At 43.5% G+C, this 23,864-nt stretch carries 24 protein-coding genes; 10 read left to right on the top strand and 14 right to left on the bottom strand.

The window, feature by feature from the left end; all coding sequences use genetic code 11:
• Positions 1–66: 66 nt before the first annotated feature.
• Positions 67–1,248, top strand: coding sequence for a THUMP domain-containing class I SAM-dependent RNA methyltransferase (locus GO495_RS20245; protein ID WP_157301546.1), 1,182 nt, complete (start codon positions 67–69; stop codon positions 1,246–1,248).
• 1 nt (position 1,249) lies between these two features.
• Here GO495_RS20245 and GO495_RS20250 read toward each other — a convergent pair whose 3' ends face one another.
• From GO495_RS20250 to GO495_RS20260, 3 genes are read right to left on the bottom strand one after another with little or no spacing between them, the layout of a single operon-like run.
• Positions 1,250–1,921 (bottom strand): DUF2461 domain-containing protein, encoded by a 672-nt coding sequence (locus tag GO495_RS20250; protein ID WP_420808924.1) that lies wholly within the window; start codon positions 1,919–1,921, stop codon positions 1,250–1,252.
• Between the two features lie 13 nt (positions 1,922–1,934).
• A complete protein-coding gene (locus tag GO495_RS20255) occupies positions 1,935–2,504 on the bottom strand; it encodes a HEAT repeat domain-containing protein (RefSeq protein ID WP_157301548.1) in 570 nt (189 codons plus the stop codon).
• Positions 2,505–2,533: 29 nt separating this feature from the next.
• Positions 2,534–3,112: an LOG family protein gene (locus tag GO495_RS20260; protein WP_157301549.1), complete on the bottom strand. Its 579-nt coding sequence runs from the start codon at positions 3,110–3,112 to the stop codon at positions 2,534–2,536.
• Between the two features lie 73 nt (positions 3,113–3,185).
• Between GO495_RS20260 and GO495_RS20265 the strand changes: the two genes are divergently transcribed.
• The 6 genes from GO495_RS20265 to GO495_RS20290 all read left to right on the top strand — a co-directional run bounded on the left by GO495_RS20265 (position 3,186) and on the right by GO495_RS20290 (position 8,747).
• Positions 3,186–3,812: a hypothetical protein gene (locus tag GO495_RS20265; RefSeq protein WP_157301550.1), complete on the top strand. Its 627-nt coding sequence runs from the start codon at positions 3,186–3,188 to the stop codon at positions 3,810–3,812.
• A 36-nt stretch (positions 3,813–3,848) separates the two neighbouring features.
• Entirely contained in the window at positions 3,849–4,322 is a 474-nt protein-coding gene (locus GO495_RS20270) for a protease (RefSeq protein WP_157301551.1), read from the top strand.
• A gap of 349 nt (positions 4,323–4,671) precedes the next feature.
• Complete coding sequence (locus GO495_RS20275; protein WP_157301552.1) at positions 4,672–5,829, top strand: alginate lyase family protein; 1,158 nt, start codon at positions 4,672–4,674, stop codon at positions 5,827–5,829.
• A 144-nt stretch (positions 5,830–5,973) separates the two neighbouring features.
• Complete coding sequence (locus GO495_RS20280) at positions 5,974–6,393, top strand: transcriptional regulator (protein WP_157301553.1); 420 nt, start codon at positions 5,974–5,976, stop codon at positions 6,391–6,393.
• A gap of 6 nt (positions 6,394–6,399) precedes the next feature.
• Positions 6,400–6,774 carry a DoxX family protein gene (locus tag GO495_RS20285; protein WP_157301554.1) on the top strand — a complete coding sequence of 125 codons (375 nt, stop codon included), beginning with the start codon at positions 6,400–6,402 and terminating at the stop codon, positions 6,772–6,774.
• Between the two features lie 158 nt (positions 6,775–6,932).
• Positions 6,933–8,747, top strand: coding sequence for a M2 family metallopeptidase (locus GO495_RS20290; RefSeq protein WP_157301555.1), 1,815 nt, complete (start codon positions 6,933–6,935; stop codon positions 8,745–8,747).
• 46 nt (positions 8,748–8,793) lie between these two features.
• On the opposite strand, the gene GO495_RS20295 is transcribed toward GO495_RS20290, so the two are convergent.
• Positions 8,794–9,366: an eCIS core domain-containing protein gene (locus tag GO495_RS20295; RefSeq protein ID WP_157301556.1), complete on the bottom strand. Its 573-nt coding sequence runs from the start codon at positions 9,364–9,366 to the stop codon at positions 8,794–8,796.
• Between the two features lie 83 nt (positions 9,367–9,449).
• Here GO495_RS20295 and cobW point away from each other — a divergent pair, with 83 nt between their 5' ends.
• Both cobW and cobN read left to right on the top strand, forming a co-directional pair.
• Positions 9,450–10,502, top strand: a complete 1,053-nt coding sequence (cobW, locus tag GO495_RS20300) for a cobalamin biosynthesis protein CobW (protein WP_157301557.1) — start codon at positions 9,450–9,452, stop codon at positions 10,500–10,502.
• On the top strand, positions 10,503–14,189 hold the full coding sequence (gene cobN / locus GO495_RS20305) for a cobaltochelatase subunit CobN (RefSeq protein WP_157301558.1): 3,687 nt from the start codon (positions 10,503–10,505) through the stop codon (positions 14,187–14,189).
• Here the strand turns inward: cobN and GO495_RS20310 are convergent.
• Genes GO495_RS20310 through GO495_RS20325 form a run of 4 tightly spaced genes read right to left on the bottom strand, consistent with a single transcriptional unit; the run spans position 14,186 to position 18,824 of the window.
• On the bottom strand, positions 14,186–14,953 hold the full coding sequence (locus GO495_RS20310; RefSeq protein WP_157301559.1) for a hypothetical protein: 768 nt from the start codon (positions 14,951–14,953) through the stop codon (positions 14,186–14,188). The genes cobN and GO495_RS20310 overlap by 4 nt on opposite strands.
• Before the next feature lie 7 nt (positions 14,954–14,960).
• Complete coding sequence (locus GO495_RS20315; RefSeq protein WP_157301560.1) at positions 14,961–15,692, bottom strand: MIP/aquaporin family protein; 732 nt, start codon at positions 15,690–15,692, stop codon at positions 14,961–14,963.
• A 50-nt stretch (positions 15,693–15,742) separates the two neighbouring features.
• Complete coding sequence (gene glpK, locus GO495_RS20320; protein ID WP_157301561.1) at positions 15,743–17,245, bottom strand: glycerol kinase GlpK; 1,503 nt, start codon at positions 17,243–17,245, stop codon at positions 15,743–15,745.
• A 19-nt stretch (positions 17,246–17,264) separates the two neighbouring features.
• Positions 17,265–18,824 carry a glycerol-3-phosphate dehydrogenase/oxidase gene (locus GO495_RS20325; RefSeq protein WP_157301562.1) on the bottom strand — a complete coding sequence of 520 codons (1,560 nt, stop codon included), beginning with the start codon at positions 18,822–18,824 and terminating at the stop codon, positions 17,265–17,267.
• Between the two features lie 178 nt (positions 18,825–19,002).
• Between GO495_RS20325 and GO495_RS20330 the strand changes: the two genes are divergently transcribed.
• On the top strand, positions 19,003–19,773 hold the full coding sequence (locus GO495_RS20330) for a DeoR/GlpR family DNA-binding transcription regulator (protein WP_157301563.1): 771 nt from the start codon (positions 19,003–19,005) through the stop codon (positions 19,771–19,773).
• Here the strand turns inward: GO495_RS20330 and GO495_RS20335 are convergent.
• The 6 genes from GO495_RS20335 to GO495_RS20360 are packed head-to-tail and all read right to left on the bottom strand — an operon-like array spanning position 19,763 to position 23,833.
• On the bottom strand, positions 19,763–20,341 hold the full coding sequence (locus tag GO495_RS20335) for a cob(I)yrinic acid a,c-diamide adenosyltransferase (protein WP_157301564.1): 579 nt from the start codon (positions 20,339–20,341) through the stop codon (positions 19,763–19,765). The genes GO495_RS20330 and GO495_RS20335 overlap by 11 nt on opposite strands.
• Positions 20,338–20,835: a histidine phosphatase family protein gene (locus tag GO495_RS20340; RefSeq protein WP_157301565.1), complete on the bottom strand. Its 498-nt coding sequence runs from the start codon at positions 20,833–20,835 to the stop codon at positions 20,338–20,340. Before GO495_RS20340 ends, GO495_RS20335 begins: the two co-directional genes overlap by 4 nt.
• Positions 20,817–21,662, bottom strand: a complete 846-nt coding sequence (locus GO495_RS20345; protein WP_157301566.1) for an adenosylcobinamide-GDP ribazoletransferase — start codon at positions 21,660–21,662, stop codon at positions 20,817–20,819. The genes GO495_RS20340 and GO495_RS20345 overlap by 19 nt, the downstream gene beginning before the upstream one ends.
• Entirely contained in the window at positions 21,659–22,699 is a 1,041-nt protein-coding gene (gene cobT, locus GO495_RS20350) for a nicotinate-nucleotide--dimethylbenzimidazole phosphoribosyltransferase (RefSeq protein WP_157301567.1), read from the bottom strand. The genes GO495_RS20345 and cobT overlap by 4 nt, the downstream gene beginning before the upstream one ends.
• A 4-nt stretch (positions 22,700–22,703) precedes the next feature.
• Positions 22,704–23,207, bottom strand: a complete 504-nt coding sequence (locus tag GO495_RS20355; protein WP_157301568.1) for a bifunctional adenosylcobinamide kinase/adenosylcobinamide-phosphate guanylyltransferase — start codon at positions 23,205–23,207, stop codon at positions 22,704–22,706.
• Complete coding sequence (locus tag GO495_RS20360) at positions 23,204–23,833, bottom strand: VWA domain-containing protein (RefSeq protein WP_157301569.1); 630 nt, start codon at positions 23,831–23,833, stop codon at positions 23,204–23,206. The genes GO495_RS20355 and GO495_RS20360 overlap by 4 nt, the downstream gene beginning before the upstream one ends.
• Positions 23,834–23,864: the final 31 nt, after the last annotated feature.

Genomic DNA, 23,864 nt, shown 5'->3' on the forward strand with positions numbered 1-23,864 from the left:
GAACAACAAAATCCCGACCCATATGGGTTCATGCGTATTGGAGAAAAGCCTTTATATTTGCGCCTCATGAGTATATATACTACAGCAGGGACCGTTACCATTACCTGTCACAAACGTATGATGCCTTACCTGGAGCAGGAAGTAAAGGATCTTGGATTTAATGTGGAAGAAACGTTTATAACCGGTATAAAGCTGAAGGCTACGGTAAACGAGTGTATTAAGCTGAACCTGAACCTGCGCTGTGCCAGCCAGGTATTATATAGCCTTAAAGCATTTGAGGCCATTAACGCAGACGAAGTGTATAACAATCTGTGTACCTACCCCTGGGAAGATATATTGCCGGAAACCGGCTATTTCTCCATTACCAGCAATGTCAGCAATGAAAGCATCAATAACAGCATGTTTGCCAACCTGCGTGTAAAAGATGCGGTAATAGACAGGATGAGGGATAAGACCGGTACACGTCCTTCTACCGGTGCTGCCTTAACAGGTGCAGTCGTTCACCTGTTCTGGAAGAATGAACATGCAGAAGTTTTTATAGATACATCGGGAGATTCACTCGCACGCCACGGTTACCGCAAAATACCCGGTATGGCGCCTATGCTGGAATCATTGGCTGCTGCTACCATCTATGCTTCCCGCTGGGATAGAAAAAGCCCGTTCGTGAACCCGATGTGTGGTTCAGGTACAGTCGCTATTGAAGCCGCTATGATCGCTACCAACCGTAGCCCGGGCCTCTTCAGGACCAACTACGCTTTCATGCACCTGAAAGGATACGATGAACAGGTATATATAGACGAAGACGCAAAGCTGGAACAACAGATAAAAGAAGTGCCGGGCCTTCGCATCATTGCTACGGATTACAGTGAAAGAGCCATCGATAACGCACGTAAGAATGCGGTAGCCGCAGGTGTGGCAGGGCTCATCAAATTCGCTGTATGCGATTTCGCGGATACAGAGATACCTGCCAATGTTCCCGGCGTATTCTACGTGAACCCGGAGTACGGTGAACGCCTGGGAGAAGTAACTGAACTGGAAGAAACTTATGGCCGCATCGGAGACTTTATGAAACAAAAATGCGGTGGTTACTTCGGATATGTATTCACCGGAAACCTTGAACTGGCAAAGAAGATAGGTCTTAAAGCCAAACGACGTATAGAGTTTTATACCAGCACGATCGATTGCCGCCTGCTGGAATATGAATTATACAGTGGTACACGCGCAGTGCCTAAAGAAGCAAAAGAATAGCCTATTCCAGGGCTATTCCATTAATATCGGTGGTTAATATGTCACTCATATAATCGAAGAACGGACGCATGTTTTTAAACGTCTGTGATGCCTGTTTTACAAATGAGGGGTCTAATACTTCTTTATCTGTAAACTTCTTCATGATTAAAAACTGTTTGAAACGCAGCAGATCAATCGCTTCATTATTAATATCAAAACCTTTAGGCGCTGTCTTTATCTGCTCCCCCAGTAATTCTCCGAAAGTACTCACGAACGATTTACTTTTTAAGATCTTCCTTAAAGGAGTGGCATCAAAAGCAATTTCATCCCTGATACGTTTAAGGTCTTGCGGATTCGGCGCCCAGAACCCACCACCGATAAAACTATTACCTGGTTCTATATGGAAATAATAACCGCCACGGCGTAGTTTGGTAGCCCTTGTAAAGCTGCCGGCCCAGTTTATTTTATAAGGCGTTTTATTATTAGAAAAACGGGTATCCCTGTAAATGCGTTGCAGACTCTTTTTACCCGATGGTGTTTCAATCAGGTCGTGCATATTAAGCTCCTGTAACAATGCTTCCGCAAATTCCTCTATATTAGACTGCGCCTGGATAAACAGGTCTTTATGATCATTAAACCAATCCCGGTTATTATTATTTTTCAATAACTCCAGGTATTTTAAACTTTCTTTCAAAATCTGCATGTTATCAGGATGCTTTAAGTACGTCTATACAATTCTTCAGGTGTTTAAGCCATCCTTCATCAATGGTTTTGTCCTCATTTGATTGCGTTAAGAGAAGCTCTAATAAAGGCAGGAAATCAGTATCTCCCAATTCGGCTATGGCTTCAAATAATAACGATCCGAATTCAGCGGTAGAAAGCTCCCTTGTAATAATACCTTTTATTCGAACATCTTTTCGTTTCGCTAATCCGCTGATAGCCTCAAATCTTGTCTCTTCATCTTCATCGTCAATCCTGTCCCATAAAACGTCGGTTACATCGGGTATATCGTAATTCCCTATTCCGAAGGTTGCCCAGCTTCTTACAGAGGGGTCCTCGTCTGTTGTCAGTGCTATCAGTATGTTTACTGCTGCTTTATCCTCTACGCCAACCAACGACTGAGCAACAGCTTCTCTGATATCTTCATTTTCATGATCTTTTAATGAAGCAATGATGGCTATTTCTTCGGAACTTAAATTTTCGTTGTCATTTGAAATGTCTTGCAGGAAGGATAACAAAACATCCGGCTCTTTACTGTCTGGTAATCTGAAACTCATGTAAGTTGATTTAATAAACTGGCAACAGGTTAAATTTTGTCTTTAAGCCATTTATCCTGGTATACAATTTTACTGGATTCCATTTGTTCTATAAGATACTTCGCATCATCACTTATCAGTAATAATTCTTTTTGTTCTTTTCTTAAAAACCTGGTAGTCACCATCTGTTCAATAAATATATTGAGGGAATCGTAAAAGCCATTTACATTTAATAACGCACAAGGTTTTGAATGATATCCCAGCTGTGTCCAGGTAAATACTTCCATGATTTCTTCTAATGTTCCGATACCTCCTGGCAGGGCGATAAACCCATCACATAACTCGGCCATTTTAGCCTTGCGCTCATGCATGGTCTTCACCACGATCAGCTCCGTCAGACCATTATGAGCTACCTCTTTATCTACCAGCCTTTCCGGTATAATGCCAATTACTTTTCCTCCCCGGCTCAGTACGGAATCAGCAATATGTCCCATCAGGCCCACATTGCCACCGCCATATACCAGCTCTATACCTTTTGATACCATTAATTCAGCTAATTTCTCACATTCAAGGAGATAAGAAGGATGATTCCCCGGATTGGATCCACAAAATACGGTTAGTCTTTTCATGAATGTAAAAGTAGGGACAAAGCAGAATAAGGCCAAAGGTTTTCATATATTTGACAACTTATCCCTATAATTAATGTCAGACAGAACAGATTTAAGAGACCGCTTGTATGAAAAATTGTGTAAGGATGAACAAATAACTACTTACCGTTTCGTATGGGAATACACTACTAAAATAACGAATACGGCAATACTCCGGTATAAGTATCAAAAACTAATTAAAGATGATTTACAAGAGCAGATATTGAAACAGCGCATTTCAATGAAAATTGCGCGCATCATTTGCTCAGCAATATTCATAGTTCTTATATGTTTAATGACACATTCATTTTTTGAAGATGGGGTGCCGACGGGGTGGTCTCTTTTCACTCTTGTCGTTTTTAATTTATTCGTAGGCACTATGACTTTCGGAATGTTATACAGTCTGAAACGAAATAATCAGATTGAAATTTCTTCTCAGCAAATAAAATTAGAGGAAAAAACATTTTCATGGGATCATATCCTGGATATGTATATAATTATAAAGCCCATAAGAGGATCAAAATATGATAGCTATAATTATATCTTGGCTTTATTGTTAGATACAGGTGAGATTTACAGATACTCATTAGACGAATATACTATTGCTGCAGAGGAATTTACCTGGGAAGTAAGTGCTTATTTAGAGCATTTCCGAAACAGGCAAAATCGCATTTACCAATAATTTCATTTAATTTTCCGGCACAATTGAATATATAAAATGAGGAAACCGCTTATTATCGCGACAGCCTGTCTGTCGTTATTCACTTTCGCTGCCTGTAAAACTATGCACAAAACAACTGCAGGAGAATTGATTACCAATATGTCTGTACCAGGACCTGTAAAAACCGGCAATCCGGTAATGTTAACATTTACTGTACGTAACACCTCTTCAAAAGAATTGAAATTCTGTAAATGGCACACCCCTTTTGAAGGCTTCAGAAATTCCATCTTTACCATCACCGATAGTAAAGGAGAAGAAGCCAGATACAAAGGAGCGATGGCCAAGAGGGTGATGCCTCCACCAGCAGACGCCTATATGGCTGTACCTGCAGGTGACAGTGTAACCGCCACCATAGACCTGTTAAAGGCCTATGATGTAACGACCCCCGGTAAGTACAAAATTACTTATCAGTCCAGCGGCATCAGCGGACTGGAAAAGGTGAACGAGACTTCTTTCACTGTAACACAGTAATTAAATAGCTCTTTCCGGTATATTGTTATATCCGAAAAGAGCTTCTGAACAGGTTCATCCTTCGTTTATCCTACGTTAAAAGACGTAGGATAAACGGAGGATGAACCTCTTTTGAAGCTTACCAGTTGCTCTTCAGTAAATCTGATTATTATAGCTTATTCCTCATTAAGCATGGTTACATGCAGATAACAAAGACTACCTCAAACAGCGTTACAACATACATTCCAAACAGGAAATAAATTTCACTACATCCTAAAATATTTACTAAATTGATAATATTAAGTAATTAACCACGTTAATATTACCTATATACCTATAATACCTTAACGAAAAACTCAAATCCCTCAACATGAACATTAAAGTTTCCTCACGGCTACTTTACGCCAGCCTGTTTTTATTAACGAGCTTTCAGATCGGCTGTTCCAAGCCTGAAATGAAAACACTTCCCCTGGCAGACAAGTCCGTAGCAGCTGCAAGCGCCGCAGCAATTACAACCTTCGTACATCCCGGTGTGTTAAATACACAGGCAAGCCTGGAACAGGTAGCTGCCGAAACCAACGGTGGTGATGTGACCCGTCTGGCATCTTATCAGAAAGTGCTTGATTATATCAACAGCCATGATTATCCCACTTCATTCTATGCTACCGTAGTAGTAGGATCAAATGGTGCATCATCTCCATCTAAATCACAGATCAGGAAGGATGCAGAGTTAGTGTATGCACTGGCATTACGCTGGACTAAAACCGGTAATGCTACCTATGCTCAACAGGCGATCGGTATCTTAAACGGATGGTCTTATACGTTCCAGAATTATGCACTGTTGAATTCATCAACCAATGCCAATCAGCCGGCACTGGAAGCTTCATGGACAACTCCAAGTTTCGTTGCTGCTGCTGAAATCATCCGTTACTACAAAGTAAACGGAGTAGGTGCCGGCTGGTCTGATGCTGATATTGCACAGTTCTCCAACTACCTCAATAACGTGAAGAACAACTATATCAATAACATTCCCGACTATAGCAATAACTGGGACGTTTCTGCCGGTTATGCGAAAATGGCCATCGGAATTTTCCTGAACAGCACTACCGTTTATCAGAATGGTTACAACTTACTGCTGGCCAATCTGAACGATGTGATCGCAGCAGATGGTACCTGTCCTGAGCTGTGCGACAGAGAAGACTGTGTGCACTATCAGTATTCATTGACCGCCGTTGCATACGCAGCAGAACTGGCAAAAATACAGGGCGATAGCTCTCTGTGGACTGCCAACGGAAACAGGATCAGCAAAGGTTATGATTTTATGAGAGCGGCTTACGCCCGTACCACCGGATGTAACTACTGTACTACCTCAAGCACAGTATTCCCAGGTACAGAAGTAGCATACAATCATTTAAAGACCAGCAATCTGAAATATTTGAGAGAATTACAGGATCCTCTTGGTGTAACTTCTGATAATACGTTTTTAGGCTTTACTTCCTATACGCATTTCAACGTTCCCAGCCTTTAATTAAACAATATATAGGTAATATAGATGCCCTTACAGCCAACAGGCTGTAAGGGTTTTTTGTCGCAATCAACCTCCACATTTGTCGTATTTACACACCATTTTCCATCAGGATACCCCTTAATTTCGTATGTAAATACACGAAAGATGGAAAACTATATTCTGGAAGAAGATATCAGTGTAATGTGCATAACGGCCACCTCATTTCCGGATGGCGTAATGGCTGCTCATGAAAAATTACACGCGTTGTTCCCTTTTTCAACAGAAAGAAAATATTATGGCCTTTCCCGCCCGGATGAACAGCACGTTATTATCTATAAAGCTGCTGTAGAAGAATTAATACCAGGCGAAGCAGAAAGATTAAACCTTGAAAAGTTTATCCTGAAAAAAGGAGAGTACATTAGCATCGACATCATCAACTATATGAATGATATTCCTGCTATCGGAAAGGCATTTCAGGAACTACTGACAGATCCCCGTATCGATCCCAATGGTATATGTGTAGAGTGGTATTATAATAAGACGGACCTAAAATGTATGATAAGAATTCTATCAAATCAAATCTGATAAATCATGGAGAATAACAAAAAGACAAAAGTCGTTTACTGGATCACTACAGGGCTGCTGGCCGCATTTATTTTACCCGGTATTTTCTTTCTGAACAGCCAGGCGGCATTGGAGGGAACAAGACATCTGGGCATGCCAATGTGGTTTCACTGGGAACTGGGCATAGCTAAATTTATAGGGGGGATTATCCTGATATTGCCATTCTTCCCCAAACGCCTCAAAGAATGGACATACGTTGCTTTCGGTATCGATTTCATCTCTGCGGGGATCGGGAATACCGCGGTAGATGGATTAACCCCCATGATCCTGTTTCCGGTTATTATGTTTGCAGTGCTGTTGATCTCTTATCTCACTTATCATAAATTGCATCCGGGGAAATAAAAAAAATAGCGGCATTGCCTATGCCGCTATTTCTATTAAAATATTCTGGACTTTCTGCAATTCCTCACCTTAGCGTCTTCTCCATATTATCCGGTGTAATAGTATAATTGGCACTCGGATAAAATAATATTAAATTTAGCAGCTCTAAACATTCCCATATGAATCGCATTTCCATCGTTATTATTGTACTGGCTACGTCATGTATGAACAATCCAACTACTAAGAATAAGGAACTGACGAAGCAGCAGGCCCAAACCTACCTGGACAGTTACAACCAGAAGTACCAGAAATTAGTCATCGCGCAGAACGAGGCCCAATGGAAGCTGAATACACGTATTGTAAAAGGAGATACCATCACGGGTAAATTAGCAGATGCGGCGGATAAGGAGATGGCGCAATTTACCGGTAGTAAGTCTAATATCGATTCCGCTAAGAAATACCTGGCTATCAAAGACCCGCTGACGCCCTTGCAGATAAAGCAGTTCGAAGTCATTCTCTTTAATGCGGGTAACAACCCTGCTGTTGCAGAGGCTATCGTGAACCGCCGTATTGAGGCCAATAATAAACAGACGTCCCTGTTATTCGGATTTAAATACAGCATTGATGGCAAACCTGTCACTACCGGCGATATTGATGCTATCCTGGAATCTTCTACAGATATTAAAAAACGTCTTAAAACATGGGAAGCGAGTAAAGAAGTAGGGAAAGTATTGAAAGACGGATTGGACTCCCTGCAATACCTGCGGAATGCTTCCGTTACACCATTGGGATATAAAGACTTCTTCGATTATAATGCCCGCGAATATGGTATGGGGGAAGATGAAATTATTCAGTTAACACATCAGTTCATTACAGAGGTATGGCCGCTGTACCGCGAATTACATACCTGGGCAAGATATGAACTGGCTGCAAAATATAAACAACCTGTGCCTGACTACATCCCTGCTGAATGGCTACCTAACCGCTGGGGGCAGGACTGGTCCGCATTGGTAGATGTAAAGGGACTAAGTATCGATCCTGTGTTGAAAAGCCATGGTGCTGAGTGGATGGCACATGAAAGCGAGAACTTCTACAAGAGTATCGGCTTCGATTCCCTGCCTGCTTCCTTCTGGACTAAAAGCAGCCTGTACCCGGTCCCTGTTGATTCTCCTTTTACGAAGAATAACCATGCTTCTGCATGGCATATGGACCTCGATCATGATGTGCGCTCACTACAAAGTATTACACCTACTACAGACTACTGGAGTACCGTACTACATGAATTCGGACATATCTATTATTTCCTGTCATATTCCAATCCTGATATCCCTGTTATTTTACGTACCGGTGCAAACAGGGGTTATCATGAAGCATTTGGTACAATGATGGGATTGGCCTCTCTGCAAAAACCTTTCCTCGAGAATCTGGGAATGATCAAAAAAGGCATACCTACCAATGATACCTTAAAGCTCTTAAAGGAAGCGCTCAGCTATATCGTAAACATTCCATGGGGGAGTGGTGTAATGACGGAGTTCGAATATAACCTGTATGCGAAGAAATTGCCTAAGGATCAGTATAACAAACGCTGGTGGGAGCTTGTAAAAGAATACCAGGGGATAGTGCCTTCTTCTCCACGGGGTGAAGAATATTGCGATGCTGCCACTAAAACGCATATCAATGATGATCCTGCTCAGTACTATGATTACTCTATTGCTAATGTGCTGGTCTTCCAGTTCCATACTTATATTGCGGATAGCATCTTACATCAGAACCCGCATGCTACCAACTACTGGGGAAATAAAGCAGTGGGAGATTTTCTGCATAAAGTAATGAGTCCTGGTGCAAGTATTGACTGGCGCGAGCTACAGCAAAAATCCATTCATAGTGATATGAGCGCAAAAGCGATGGTAGATTACTTTAATCCTTTGATGAGTTACCTGAAGAGGATTAACCAGGGAAGGAAATATACACTACCGGAGAAGCATACATTCTAAAATTCATATAGAGGGCTGTATCAATCTTTGATATAGCCCTTTCTTGTTAACCATTCATTGCCTTGGCGCCCATCACGTCCGCCTCTGTCTCCAATGCCGGATCATCATTCACAGGAACTCCTTCTTTCATCTGCATGGTCGCCTGTACCCGTCCCTGTTTCTGCTGCGCAACATGCCACGCCTCATGCGGCAGATGTTTCTCCTGCCCGGAGCTGATATGTATATCGGAACCCTGTGCATACGCCAGTGCCTGCAATTGTGATGGCTTATCAGAGTTATAATGCACTTTTACATCATCCATAGACACGCCGGAAAGATTCTCCACCCCGCTCTTCAGATTATCCGGCAGGTTGGTATTATTCGCTTTTAGCTGTGCCGGCTCTTCCTCTTCTTCCGGTCCCCCCTCTAACTGTGCTGTAGCCGCAGACATTAACTGCGCGGTCTCTTCTTCCGGTTTCTCCATCAACTGTGCTGCCACAGGCTCTTCCTCTTCGGCAACTAATTGCGCCACCTGCCTCTGGGACACAGCAGGATAAGATATACCGGCAGCAGAGGTATTGTGAGCATTTGAACGGTCAGATGATTGTCTGGACTTGGAGTATTCAAGGTCTTTTGCCATAGGGAGTGAATTCTAAGACCCAATTTACAAAAAAACGGAGAATTAAGAATATAATGTATTTTAGCACCTCATAAAAAGTGACCATGGCAAGTAAAATACCCGTAACGATAATAACCGGTTTCTTAGGCTCAGGAAAAACCACCTTAATCCGCAATCTCATCCAAAACGCTGATGGCCGCCGCCTGGCAGTCATCGTAAATGAATTTGGAGAAATGGGGATCGATGGAGAGATTCTGAAATCATGCTGCACCAATGAAGAAGATGTACTGGAACTGAGCAATGGCTGCCTTTGCTGCACCGTACAGGAAGAATTTCTTCCCGTAATGCTCAAACTGATGGAACGCAAAGATACCATCGACCATATCATCATCGAAACATCCGGACTGGCACTGCCTAAACCATTATTACACGCTTTCAACTGGCCTGAACTGAAACCTCAGATCACCGTAGATGCTGTGGTTACCGTTGTAGATGCCGTGGGACAGGCAACCGGTGAAATATGCGACAGGGAACGTGTACAGGCCCAACGCCTGGCAGACGACTCTCTCGATCATGAAACACCTATCGAAGAACTATTCGAAGACCAGTTGTCATGCGCAGACCTGGTCGTGATGACCAAAAAAGACCTCATCGGCGACGCTGAATTCGATGCCGTTAAAACGATCATCGCTAATAAAGTTCGCCCAAACGTAAAGATGGTCTCTGCTTCCAATGGTATACTGGCCACCGATATCCTGCTGGGCATCAACGCGGAGGCAGAGAACGACCTGGACAACCGGCATTCTCATCATGAAGAAGACCATGCCAACGGCCTGGAACATGAACATGATGATCATATAGATTCAGTAGTAGTGGACATCGTTGCTCCACATACACCCGAAAGCCTGGTAGAAGTACTGAAAGAACTGATCGAAGAACATGAGATCTACCGCGTTAAAGGATTCATCAACATAGAGAACAAACCTATGAGGATGGTATTACAGGGCGTATCCAGCCGCTTCGAACACTACTTCGACCGTAAATGGAAAGAAGGCGAAACCCGCAAGACCAGTCTGGTTATCATCGGTGATGAACTGCATGAGAAAAACCTGGATGCTGTCATCAATGAAAGGCTAACCGTTAGCACCGCAAACTAAATGCACTTAATTCCTACTATTCCGGGAGGCTGGAACCCCAACGATGAAGGGGTTTTCCATATTCAGCAAACTCCCGGTGATATCGTTTTCCTTTCATCTGCCGACACAGAAATACACTCACTGAATAATGCATACCGGGAGATTTATCAACCCGGTATGCCTGCTTTAAGGATCGCCAATCTTGTTTATCTTAAACAGGAACTAACGATCGATAAGTACGTGGAGGAAGTGATAGGAAAGGCGAAACTGGTCGTTTGCCGCCTGCTGGGTGGCAGAAATTACTACCCATATCTCTTCGAAACAATCAGCATCACCTGCGAACAAAAACAGATCCCCGTATTATTCCTGCCGGGATATGATGCGCCGGATGTAGAACTGCTGAACAGCTCCACCGTAGAAGCAAATATCGCTGATACCGTCTGGAAATACCTGTGTGGCGGAGGAAAACAGAACCTGATCAACTGCCTGAAATATATCTTCCAGGCTATTTTCAATCTGCCTTATTCATTTGCTCCGGTACAACGCATCGCTGACCTTTTTTTGTTCGATATCAAAAGAGGAATTATTTCCCAGGAGGAACAACGGGATAATAACTTGCCAAACGTGGCCATCCTCGTTTATCAGACCCACTACCTGGCAGATAACCTGGAACCGGTACATTACCTTGCAGCGAATCTGAAAGGCATCAACCCCGTCATCGCTTTTGTCAATAACCTGCGCGACCAGAATACCTGTAACGATTTATACGATCTGCTCACGAATAAGGGTACACGTACTATTGATGTCATTATCAATACCACCAGTTTCTCCATAAAATCGCTGAATGAAGAAGATGATAATTTCATCTTCCTGAAAATAAACGCACCTGTTATACAGGCGATCTTTGCTTCCTGTACAAAAGAGATCTGGCAGGATAACCTCTTTGGCCTTACGCCTACAGACGTGGCCATGAATATCGCCCTGCCGGAAATCGACGGACGTATCATCACTACTGCGGTCTCTTTCAAATCCTCCCTGGGCAAAGATGCCCTTACCGATTCGGATATCCTGAAATACAGCACCCATCCGGAAGGCTGTGATGAAGTCCTTGCATTCACCCGCCGCTGGATAACATTAAAACATAAGACCAACGCGGAAAAGAACATTGCGCTCATCATGCCCAACTATCCCAGCAAGGATAGCCGTTTAGCCAATGGGGTAGGGCTCGATACCCCTGCCAGTATCGTTGGGATCTTACAGGCTTTACAGCAAAAGGCTTATCATACGGGAGAATTCATTCCAAAGGACAGTGCAGAACTGATTCAACTGATAACAAATTATGTAACGAATGATATGGATACCTACAGACCTTACCAGGTAAGTATTTCCATACAGGACTTCGAAAAATATTATCAGCAGTTATCTCCCGTATTACAACAGAAAGTTACACGGCAATGGGGCAATATAGAAGACTCTCCCAACTATAATAACAACGAATTTATTATCCCGGGATTTTTACTGGGTAACATCTTCGTTAGTATCCAGCCTTCCCGCGGCTATAACCAGGATGCAAAGGCTATCTATCACTCACCTGATTTACCGCCTACATACGCATACCTGGCTTATTACTTCTGGGTAAATAACGTGTTTAATGCAGATGCCGTGGTACACGTTGGCAAACATGGTAACCTGGAATGGCTGCCTGGTAAAAGTGTCGCTTTAAGCAAAGACACCTGTTTCCCGGCTGCTTTACTAAAACCCGTTCCTCACTTCTATCCCTTCATCGTCAACGATCCGGGAGAAGGTACGCAGGCTAAAAGAAGGAACCATGCTGTCATTATAGATCACTTAATTCCCCCTATGACAAGGGCGGAAACTTATGGTGCGTTAACAAAGCTGGAACATTTGATAGATGAATACTATGAGGCGTATAATATAGATCCTAAAAGGACTTCCAGTATCAAGGCGCAAATAAAACAATTAGTAACCGAAACTGATCTTGAAACAGATTTACAATCTTCCGTAAACGATATTGATGAACTGCTCGTTAAACTGGACGGTTATCTCTGTGAATTAAAAGAAGCACAGATAAGGGACGGGCTCCATATCTTAGGTAAAGTGCCGGAAGGAGAACAGTTGACAGATCTGCTGATAGCCTTGCACCGTGTACCGGTATCGGGTCAGGCTGGCATCACGCAATCCCTGGCTAAAGCACAGGGATTATCATTCGATCCGCTGAACTGCAAATATGAAGAAGCATTTGAACAAACAGGTAACGATACATTTGCGGATTGCAGAACGAATGGGGATGTTGTAGAAAAACTGGAATTACTGGCAAAGGATATGGTCAATGAATATATCAACAGTGATAAACCTCATCCCTTTACCGGCACCTTAAATAAATTACGCAGCACTACCGCTGAAATAAGCAATTTACTGACCGGTTTAAACGGTTATTACGTGCCTTCCGGCAGCTCCGGTGCACCTACACGCGGAAGGTTGGATGTGCTGCCTACAGGGCGTAATTTCTATTCTGTAGACGTTCGTACCATCCCCACCCAAACCGCCTATAACCTCGGCCTTAAAAGCGCTGATCTGATCATCGAGAGATATCTGCAGGAACATGGCGATTACCCGGAATCCATCGGTCTTTCCGTATGGGGTACTTCCACCATGCGCACCGGCGGGGACGACATCGCCCAGGCATTTGCCTTAATGGGCGTAAAGCCCGTCTGGCAGACTGCCAATAGGCGTGTGTCCGACTTTGAGATTATCCCCCTCATCTTGCTAAGACGCCCGCGTATAGACGTCATGTTAAGGATCTCCGGCTTCTTCAGGGACGCATTCCCGGACGTGATCTCCTTATTTAACGCCGTCGTGGAAAGGATCGCACAACTGGATGAACCGTTAGATCAGAACCCCGTGAGAAAACGTTTCTTAGAGGAAAAGAAAGAATGGCAGGAGAAAGGTCTTGATGAAAGCAAAGCATATAAAAGGGCCTTATTCCGCGTCTTCGGTTCCAAACCGGGTGCTTACGGAGCGGGACTACAGGCAATGATAGATGAGAAAAACTGGCAGACAAAAGAAGACCTTGCCAAAGTATACATCAACTGGAGCGGCTACGCCTACGGCAGTGACCGTATAGGGGAATCCGCTCATGAAGTATTTGAAAAACGCTTATCCGATATCCAGATAGTGATGCATAATCAGGATAACAGGGAACACGATATCCTGGACTCTGATGATTATTACCAGTTCCAGGGTGGTATGGCCAACGCCGTACAAACCGTGAAAGGAGAACAGCCGGAGATCTACTTCGGCGACCATGCCCGTCCGGAAAATCCAAAGGTAAAAACACTGAAAGAAGAACTGCTGAAAGTATACCGCTCAAGGGTAGTAAATCCAAAATGGATAGAAGGCGTAAAAAGACATGGGTATAAAGGGGCTTTTGAGATGGCGGCTACGATGGACTACCTGTTTGCTTATGACGCTACTACCGGCCTGGTAGATGATTTTATGTACGAAGGCATCACACAGGAATACCTGTTCAATGAGGAGAACAGGAAATTTATAGAAGAAGTAAATCCCTGGGCTTTGAAAGATATGTCGGAGAGGATGCTTGAAGCAGTCCAGCGGGGCATGTGGAAAGATCCAAAACCCGCCACGCTGGAACGCTTACAAACCATTTTTATAGAAAGCGAACGTTAGAATATATTCGCAACCAGCTGCAATGCACCATACTTCTTCTCCGGATTGAACATTGCCGTGGCAGATAATGGTACATGATACTTGAACAGCACTAAATCCCTGTTCATGGTAATCCCTGTATTCACAACATTGGGATGATTTCCGTAAAAATTCTGCTGCTGTCCAAAGGCAAATCCTCCACCAACAAACACATGTACATTATAAGTATCGCCATTGTACAACGTCTGGTCCAGCTCCACATAATGTGAATAGGAGGCCTGAGCATCCCCGTTCTTATTGATATAATAATCCCTTCCCAGGAAAATTGTATTCCAGCTGACGGTCAGTGGTAACTTCATCGGGATCTTATAATTCAGACGTACATCAACAAAGTGAGACGTTGTCGTCTTACTGTAATCAAAGATATCCGCATTGGGAAAATCACTGAAGTTATTGACGTCCCAAACAGACACATTGAAATTCTTATTGGTGTACTGAACGTAATAGTCAAACTCCTTGTAATCTCCCGTGAAACTTGCTCCACCCCAGAACCCTGCCTCGAAATGGCCGTCTTTGGTAGTATAGTGCATGTTCACGTCTGTAATGGGTGAATTGGAAACTTTAAACCCGCGCCATATATACAGATTCCTTACCTGTAGATTCATACTGAATGGCTGGTATTTTTTAACCGGAATAGTGTCGTTTGAAGCGCCCTGTGCGCTTGCGTTAGGGGCATAGATTCCCAGGCATGCAGCCAGAAGGCTTGCATTTATGAATGCTTTCATGATGTTATTATTTTAAAAGAAACAGATACATTGCAGCTGCCAGACTAGCACCTACAACCGGGCCCACAACAGGTATCCAGGCATATCCCCAGTCGCTGCCGGCCTTTTGTTTAATAGGCAGAATTGCATGTATGATCCTCGGACCAAGGTCCCTGGCGGGGTTGATGGCATAACCCGTAGTTCCGCCCAGTGCAAGACCGATCACCCATACTACGATAGACACCGGTAATGCGCCAATAGAACCCAACCCTATAGGTTGATGACCGCCGGTTATTTCAGCGCCGGTAATGTAAAGGATACTGATGATGAGTATGAAAGTACCGATCACTTCACTGATAAAATTATTCGGCAGGTTCCTGATAGCGGGAGAGGTACAAAACGCGGCCATTTTAGCGCCACCGTCTTCGGTACGGTCGAAATGATCTTTATAAAATACCCATACAAAGAAGGCTCCAATCATAGCACCTATAAACTCTCCGGCAATGTACGTGGGTACATCTGCCCAGGGGAACTTACCGGCTATGGCGAGTGACAGCGTTACCGCTGGGTTTAAATGCGCTCCGCTGTACGGACCGGCAATCAGAACGCCTACGAATACGGCAAATGCCCATGAGGTGGTAATAACGATCCAGCCGCCATTATTTCCTTTTGTGTCTTTCAAAACTACATTGGCTACTACGCCGTTGCCGAGCAATATCAGTACGGCAGTGCCAATTATTTCTGCGATGAAGGGTGTCATGATAAATGATTTGAAATTGTAATTAAGTGGGTAGAAAAGAAACGCGAAACCTATTCTTCAGACCATCCTCTTGTTCTTTCTACTGCCTTTTTCCAGAAGCGAAGTAACTTCTCCGTTTCCTTTTTGTCCATCGTGGGTTCAAACTTCCTTTCAACTGCCCATTGCTTTTTCAATTCATCTATACCCGACCAGTAACCTACTGCGAGCCCTGCCAGGTAAGCTGCTCCCAATGCGGTTGTTTCCAGTATCTTCGGACGGATCACAGAACTACCGAAAATATCCGCCTGGAACTGCATCAGTGCATTATTGGCTACTGCGCCTCCATCTACTCTCAGTTCTGAGGATTGTTTACCGGAATCAGATTCCATACTGGTTAACAGGTCGTACACCTGGAATGCAATACCTTCCAGTGCGGCACGGGTAATATGTGCGGACGTTGTACCTCGTGTGATACCTAAGATAGCGCCACGGGCATACTGGTCCCAGTAAGGAGCGCCCAGGCCGGTTAATGCAGGCACAAAGTATACGCCGCCATTATCTTCAACAGAAGCGGCCAGTGTCTCACTCTCTGCTGCTGTCTTAATAATACCTAATCCATCACGCAGCCATTGTATTGCGGCACCGCCAACGAATACACTGCCTTCCAGTGCATACGTCACTTCGCCATTGATCTTCCACGCAACGGTAGTCAGCAGATTATTCTTGGAGAGCACTGCTTTATTGCCGGTATTCATCAGCATAAAACATCCTGTGCCATAAGTGTTCTTGGTCATCCCTTCTTCCACGCACATTTGTCCGAACAGCGCTGCCTGCTGGTCGCCGGCTATACCTGCAATAGGGATTTTGGTAGCGAAGAGGGTAGTGGCAGTATTGCCATATATTTCACTGCTCTGTCTTACTTCAGGCAGCATGCTTTCAGGAATGGTCAGCAGTTCCAGCAGTTCTTTATCCCACTGCATGGTATGTATGTTAAAGAGCAGGGTACGGCAGGCGTTGGTAACGTCTGTAATGTGCATACCATTACGGGTAAACTTCCATATCAGCCAACTGTCGATCGTGCCGAAACATAATTCCCCTCTTTCTGCTTTTTCCCTGGCGCCTTTTACATTATCTAATATCCATTTTACTTTAGTGCCGGAGAAATAGGCATCTATAACCAACCCGGTTTTCTCTTTGATCATATCAGAGTAACCTTTCTCTTTCAGCTCATCACAATATTTAGCAGTACGCCTGTCCTGCCAGACGATCGCATTGTAAACAGGAATACCTGTTTCCCTGTCCCACACAACAGCCGTTTCACGTTGATTGGTAATACCTATGGCCGCGATGTTGGTTCCGTTAAGGTCTGCTTTCGCCACTACTTCTGCAGCTACGGACGACTGGCTATACCAGATCTCATTGGCGTCATGTTCTACCCATCCCGGCTGCGGGAAGATCTGTTCAAATGGTTTTTGTGCCACGGCTACAATCTCGCCTGCATGGTTAAAAATGATTGCACGTGAAGAGGTAGTACCCTGGTCCAGGGCAAGAATGAATTTTTCAGTTGTGTTCATATGGAATTCTTTTATGTGATTAGTTTAACGTATATCCTTGGGCTAATTGAGTGAAATCGGTAATTTCATTTTGTATCCAGGATGCATCGCGTCCTAATTCCTCCGCCATGATCTTCGCAACGGCAGGAGCCGCAGCAACGGCTGCACGGGCATCCAGGAATAAAAGACGAAAACGGCGTCCAAGCACATCTTCCACCTTTCTGGCATATTCGTTCTTAACGGCCCATACTACCAGCGCTTTGATATATGGGTATTGTGGATGAAGTTTTTCTCCAAGAGATGGATTCGCTTCAATGAGTTTTTTTATCCCGACAAGATCAGACCCGTAGAAATACAAAGGATCTGTATGAGGGATACCGGAATAACCATGGATATGCAATTGCTCTGTGGCACAGGGCTTATTGGGCAACACACCGAGTTCAATGGCTTTCTGCACCGTATCCTGCGCCATGCGCCTGAAAGTGGTCCATTTACCACCTGTAATGGTAATTAACCCGGATGCAGAAACAATGATTTTATGACTGCGGGAAATTTCTTTTGTTTTAGCGCCTTCTCCCTGTGGTGCTGCCAGTGGCCTTAACCCGGCAAACATCGCCAGCACGTCGGAACGCTTGGGCTTTCTGGTAAGATAATTACCGGCCGTAGTAAGGATAAATTCTATCTCTTGTTCCAGTGCATGCGGTTCCAGTTCAGGATGATCACGCAACGTATCTGTTGTACCTACAATGATCTTATCATGCCAGGGCACCGCAAACAATACCCTTCCATCAGAAGTTTCAGGGATCATCAGGGCATATTCACCGGGCAGGAAAGACGGGTCAAGAACAAGGTGTACACCCTGACTCGGCCGTACCATATGAGGGGCATCCGGCCTGTCCATATGTAAAACATTATCAACATATACGCCGGTGGCATTGATCACTACCTTGCCGGTCGCCTTATAAGAAACCCCGGTTTCGACATCTTTCGCGATAATCCCGACAACTTTCGAATTGTTATCTTTTACTAAGGTTTCTACTTTTACGTAGTTCAGCACGGTAGCGCCGTTTTCCAAGGCCGTCTGGGCAATATTTATGGCCAGGCGGGAATCATCAAATTGGCCATCATGGTACACTACGCCGCCTTTTAAGCCTTCCTGTTTAATGGTAGGCAGGTCAGCAATAGTTTGTTTTCTGCTGATGTATTTAGAAGGCCCTAAACTGAGCTTTCCGGATAAAAGATCGTAAAACTTCAGTCCGACCGTATATTTCAACACATTGAACCAGGTGTAATTGGGTATAACAAAAGTTTCGTTCCTGGTCAGGTGAGGAGCATTTTTCAGTAATAACCCTCTCTCATGTAAGGCTTCCCTTACCAGTCCGAGATCTCCCTGTGCCAGGTAGCGGACCCCTCCATGTACCAGTTTGGTGGCTTTACTGGAAGTTCCTTTGGCAAAGTCTGCCTGCTCCACCAAAAGGGTTTTGTAATTGCGGGTTGCAGCGTCCATCGCTATTCCAAGGCCGGTGGCGCCTCCTCCGATAATGATCACGTCCCATTCTGTAGTTGATGATAGCTGTTCTAATAACTGCGATCTGTCCATAAAATAAGTAATTTAAACCAATCGAAAGTTTCTTTTAGTTTCCTTTTGTTATGTAAATATGTTTCGTTTTGTTATTATTTCCAAATTTTTCTTTGTTTTGCTTATTTTTTAAGAAAGCATTAACCTTGTACTATTGTTCAAAGCCATTTTGCCCAAAAAACACGTTATAAAGAGAAATATGAAGTTCGAATCCATGTCACAGCGTCACGCCTACATATTGGAAAGGTTAGAATCAGAAGGGAATGTTCGGGTGGCTGATCTGTTTGACGCACTTGATGTGTCCGCAGTTACTATCAGGAAGGATCTGAAGATCCTTGAAGATAAAAAACTGTTGTTTCGTACACATGGGAATATCAGCAGAGTCAATCCCTACAGTAAAGATAGAAGTGTCCTGGAAAAGGAAAATATTTTAGCTGACCAAAAATTTCGTATAGGTAAGAGAGCTGCAGAGATGATAGAGCCCGATGATGCTATTATTATCGGCTCGGGTACTACCGTATTATACCTGGCAAAGGCTATTCCGTCGGATTTGAAGCTCACCGTACTCACTTCTGCCATGAATATCTCTATGGCGTTATTGGACAAAGCGAATGTTGAAATTGTACAACTGGGAGGGGTCGTTCGCAAAACCTCTACATCCGTTACCGGCAACTATGCAGAAAGCATCCTGGATAACTTCACCTGCAGCAAACTTTTTTTAGGGGTAGATGGGATAGACCTGGAGCAGGGCTGTACCACTTCAAATATGATGGAAGCCCTGCTGAATAAAGCCATGATCCGTACGGCACAAAAAACGATCATACTCACCGATTCCTCTAAATTCGGTCGCCGGGGATTCGGAAAGATCTGCCCTTTAAATGATATAGATCAGATCATCACCGACAATGGTGTCAGTAACACCATGGTGCGTGAACTAGAAAACCAGGGCATAGAAGTGATTATTGTGTAATATTCTTCTTCTTGTATAAAAACAGCTGCCATTTCTCTTCGGCTACACCGGCTTTATCCATCTCTGCACGACCTAATATAAAAAACAGGTCAGACAAACGGTTGATATAAGCAGGGATATAATCATCCACAGTATCTGCTTTCATAAGCGTTACCAGCAGTCGTTCCCCTCTGCGCATCTGCGTTCTTACCACATGACACAGGGCAGATATTTCATTACCACCAGGCAGTAAGAAATAATCGGATTTGCTGGTCATCGCTGCCTCTAATTCATCTATCCACTGCTCGCAGAATGCTGCTCCGTCTACCGGTTTCGGATTAGGGTTTTCCTTTTTGCAATCAGACGGACGTGCCAGATGAGACATCATATCCATCATATCTTTCTGGATCTTCATCAGATTAGGCTGCCATTCATGCTCGTTACCTAACTTAGCACGTAACAGGCCAATAGTGGAGTTCACCTCATCCAATGTGCCATAACAATTTACACGTACATCGTCTTTGTCTACGCGACTACCACCAAATAATGCGGTAGTACCTTTATCCCCTTTTTTAGTATATATCTTCATAGCTTAAAAGTATAAATTCCACCAAAATCTACCTTTTCCATCATGATCTGATGTAAAGGAATGTGATTGAATAAATGCATGGCACAGCGGATAACCCCCGCATGTGTGACAATAATTATTTTTTTATAAGAGGATGATTTTACCTCATCAATAAATCCGCTTACTCTTTCTAATAACGTTATTAATGATTCTCCGTTAGGCGGGGATAAATGGATGTAATCCTCTCCCCATACCCGTAAGGCGGCTTCATCGATCTCATCCCATTTCTTTCCTTCCCAGTCCCCGAAATGTAGTTCCATTAAACGGGCATCGGTAACAGGAGAGGGGGATAGTTGTTTTGCTAATGCGGTACACCTGAGTAACGGGCTACTATACACTATATCAGCAATGATAACAGGCAGATAAGGCTCATCAGGGACCGGTACGTCCAGTTGCCCGTAACAGATACCCGCTGCTATAACAGGCTTAATATGTCTTATAAAAGAAATCTCCATAACGCCAATACTGATAAATAAAACACCAGTTCATTCAATTGCTGTGTAGCGCCTAAACAATCGCCTGTATATCCGCCGATCCACTTCTTAAAATACCAGCCCAGATAAAGTGTTAATAATCCACAGGGGATCACACTTAAAAACAGATATGCGTTAAAGTGAAATGCCAATACTGCAATAAATAATGGCAACAGCCCGGTTATAATGGCTGTAAATAGCCCCCACCAACTGATCTGTGTTGCTAATGGTTTTATTTTAGACAGATCGTCTTCCCTTGAATAATGCATGAACCGCAAAAAGAAAACAGGCATGGTCCTGCTCACTGAATGCGCGGCTACATATAATATCAGTGTATCTGCGAGGTTCGTAATAAGAATATCTGTTCGTTTAGTAGCAAGAGGATCAGATAGCTTCGTAAGAAGTGTATCCGTCAGTTTAGTCACAAGCGTAACTTTCAATCCAAGTACTACAATCAGTGCAATAACCCCGTAAGCGCCTACCCGTGAATCTTTCATGATCTCCAGTATACGCTCTTTCGTCCATCCACCACCAAAACCGTCTGCCACATCAGCTAATCCATCTTCGTGGAAAGCGCCGGTAACCAGTAAGGTAGCTCCCAGAGAAAGGAAAGACGCAATCCAGGGATCCTTAAAAAGGAAGAAAGCGCCATAATAGGTCAGCGCACCTGTCAACCCCACTATAATCCCTACCAGGGGAAAATAACGGCTCGATTTATTAAGATCTGTCACACCAATATTTTTTGGCACAGGTATCCGTGTAAAGAACATCAATGCTGTCAGGAATACGCGTATTTCTCTTTTAATCATGCTTTATTAGATACACCGGCAGATTCAAAACTGGCCATTTCATTTAAAAAATTTACTGCTGATTTTATAAGAGGATAAGCCACTGCGGCGCCGGTCCCTTCACCTAATCTCATTCCCAGATGTAATACCGGTTCTGCTTTTAGCTTTTTCAGCATTAAAGCATGGCCCTGTTCATCCGACTGGTGAGAGAAAATACAATAGTCCAGTACATTTGTATCAATACCTGCTGCGACCAGTAATGCAGCAGTAGTAATGAACCCATCTACCAGTATGACCATTTTCAGCTCCGCTGCTTTTAACATCGCTCCGCATATCATCGCTATCTCAAAACCACCAAAGGTTTTCAATATATTAAAAGGCGTTTTATCCAGATTGGCATGATAGTCCATCGCTGCTGTCAGCACGGCTGTTTTCTTCTTCAACCCTTCATCGTTCAACCCTGTACCTCTGCCAATGCATTGTTCCAGTGGTAATTCACATAACAGGCTCATGATAATAGCTGCAGAAGAAGTGTTACCTATTCCCATCTCACCAAAACCAATCACATTACATCCTTCTGCACAGATCTCCTTCACTATAGCGGCTCCTTTATCAATAGCCGTACTGCATTCGGCTTCGCTCATAGCATCCCCGGTCAGATAACTTTTTGTACCATGACCCACCTTCGCATTGATCAGATCAGGATGTGCTTCAAAATTAAAGTTCACACCGGCGTCCACTACTTTTATAGCAATTCCGTTCTGACGGGAGAATACATTAATGCCCGCACCTCCCTGCAAAAAGTTATACACCATCTGGTAAGTAACTTCCTGGGGATAAGGACTTACACCTTCTTTAGCTATCCCATGATCACCTGCAAATACGACAATAGCAGGATGATGCAGGGCCGGCGCTAACGTATCCTGTATACAGCCGACCTGTAATGCTATTTTCTCTAACACACCTAACGCTCCAAGTGGTTTGGTCTTGTAGTTGATCTTATGTGTTAATGCCGCTGCCGTATTGCTATTAACGGGTTGAATGTCGAATGTGTTCATTTGTCTATTTAATTTTAACCGGGATACCGGATACCATAAAAGTAGCGCTGTCCGCTTTCTGTGCAATATATTGATTCATCCATCCCTGCAGGTCCGTGAATTTACGGCCCATATCAGTAGCTGCATGAATACCCATACCTATTTCATTAGAGATAATGATCAGCTGCATTTCCTGTTTGATAAAGGTATCAAACTCCTCCTTTGCTTCATTAAGAGAAACTGTGAGATCATAATTAGTATCTGTAAAGAAATTAGTCAGCCATAATGTTACACAATCCAGCACGACTGTCTTATTGGAAAGAGATAGTTTACTCAGTTCCTTTTCTTCCTCTATATTCTCCCAGGATGTATCCCTTTCACTTTTATGCCTTTCTATCCGGGCTTTATGCCCTTCATCCCAGATCCTTGAAGTGGCCAGATACACAGGTTTGTCAGATAACGATCTCGCTAACTGTAATGCGTAATTGGTTTTACCGGACCTTTGGCCGCCTGATATATAATGGATCATCTGTTTATATGATTATACTTTGCACCAATTGCTGTAGCTAGTTTTTGGGATAACCCCAGCTGAATGAATCCGCTGTCATTATCAATCACTGTGGCCGATTTTACCTGTTTTAGATAAGCATTATAATAAGAAACAGTGTCTTCAAATGTACCTACATTGATCTTTCCATCCGTGAAAATATACAAATGAGCGTCAGATCTCATTAATTGATGAACAATAGCAAACCCCGCTTTCATATTGGTTTTGCCACCGGATTTTAATAATGTTACTGTTTGCATTAACTGTTCTGTATCCACCGTAAATGAAGATAATAATTGTGCGTCGTCATTACTCAGTGCCACTGCTGCATACAAAATCCTTTTGCCTTTATAATGAGCGATAGTATCCTGTATCAATCCTTTTATATAAGCGATCTGCTGGTCTTTTACCATAGATCCGCTGGAATCGATTAAGAAGATAATATGCATCGCTGCTTTAGAGGCATTGCCCCTTAATTTCAACGTTACTTTATCTGTTGATAAATAATGCTGAACAGTGGCTAATACATCTACAACTGCTGCTTTAACTAAAGGTTGTTTAACTCCTCTGTAAGCAATGATCTTCAATCCTTTTTTAGCACTGGTCACAGGCTTCTTGTATTTCAGATGCTGCTGTGTA

The organism is Chitinophaga oryziterrae (assembly GCF_009758125.1).
GTDB lineage: Bacteria > Bacteroidota > Bacteroidia > Chitinophagales > Chitinophagaceae > Chitinophaga > Chitinophaga oryziterrae.

Bases quoted from the DNA above. Each gene is read 5' to 3' on its own strand.
- GO495_RS20245 (WP_157301546.1), top strand. From the start codon at position 67: ATGAGTATATATACTACAGCAGGGACCGTTACCATTACCTGTCACAAA.
- GO495_RS20255 (WP_157301548.1), bottom strand. From the start codon at position 2,504: ATGAGTTTCAGATTACCAGACAGTAAAGAGCCGGATGTTTTGTTATCC.
- GO495_RS20260 (WP_157301549.1), bottom strand. From the start codon at position 3,112: ATGAAAAGACTAACCGTATTTTGTGGATCCAATCCGGGGAATCATCCT.
- GO495_RS20265 (WP_157301550.1), top strand. From the start codon at position 3,186: ATGTCAGACAGAACAGATTTAAGAGACCGCTTGTATGAAAAATTGTGT.
- GO495_RS20270 (WP_157301551.1), top strand. From the start codon at position 3,849: ATGAGGAAACCGCTTATTATCGCGACAGCCTGTCTGTCGTTATTCACT.
- GO495_RS20275 (WP_157301552.1), top strand. From the start codon at position 4,672: ATGAACATTAAAGTTTCCTCACGGCTACTTTACGCCAGCCTGTTTTTA.
- GO495_RS20280 (WP_157301553.1), top strand. From the start codon at position 5,974: ATGGAAAACTATATTCTGGAAGAAGATATCAGTGTAATGTGCATAACG.
- GO495_RS20285 (WP_157301554.1), top strand. From the start codon at position 6,400: ATGGAGAATAACAAAAAGACAAAAGTCGTTTACTGGATCACTACAGGG.
- GO495_RS20290 (WP_157301555.1), top strand. From the start codon at position 6,933: ATGAATCGCATTTCCATCGTTATTATTGTACTGGCTACGTCATGTATG.
- GO495_RS20295 (WP_157301556.1), bottom strand. From the start codon at position 9,366: ATGGCAAAAGACCTTGAATACTCCAAGTCCAGACAATCATCTGACCGT.
- cobW (WP_157301557.1), top strand. From the start codon at position 9,450: ATGGCAAGTAAAATACCCGTAACGATAATAACCGGTTTCTTAGGCTCA.
- cobN (WP_157301558.1), top strand. From the start codon at position 10,503: ATGCACTTAATTCCTACTATTCCGGGAGGCTGGAACCCCAACGATGAA.
- GO495_RS20310 (WP_157301559.1), bottom strand. From the start codon at position 14,953: ATGAAAGCATTCATAAATGCAAGCCTTCTGGCTGCATGCCTGGGAATC.
- GO495_RS20315 (WP_157301560.1), bottom strand. From the start codon at position 15,692: ATGACACCCTTCATCGCAGAAATAATTGGCACTGCCGTACTGATATTG.
- glpK (WP_157301561.1), bottom strand. From the start codon at position 17,245: ATGAACACAACTGAAAAATTCATTCTTGCCCTGGACCAGGGTACTACC.
- GO495_RS20325 (WP_157301562.1), bottom strand. From the start codon at position 18,824: ATGGACAGATCGCAGTTATTAGAACAGCTATCATCAACTACAGAATGG.
- GO495_RS20330 (WP_157301563.1), top strand. From the start codon at position 19,003: ATGAAGTTCGAATCCATGTCACAGCGTCACGCCTACATATTGGAAAGG.
- GO495_RS20335 (WP_157301564.1), bottom strand. From the start codon at position 20,341: ATGAAGATATATACTAAAAAAGGGGATAAAGGTACTACCGCATTATTT.
- GO495_RS20340 (WP_157301565.1), bottom strand. From the start codon at position 20,835: ATGGAGATTTCTTTTATAAGACATATTAAGCCTGTTATAGCAGCGGGT.
- GO495_RS20345 (WP_157301566.1), bottom strand. From the start codon at position 21,662: ATGATTAAAAGAGAAATACGCGTATTCCTGACAGCATTGATGTTCTTT.
- cobT (WP_157301567.1), bottom strand. From the start codon at position 22,699: ATGAACACATTCGACATTCAACCCGTTAATAGCAATACGGCAGCGGCA.
- GO495_RS20355 (WP_157301568.1), bottom strand. From the start codon at position 23,207: ATGATCCATTATATATCAGGCGGCCAAAGGTCCGGTAAAACCAATTAC.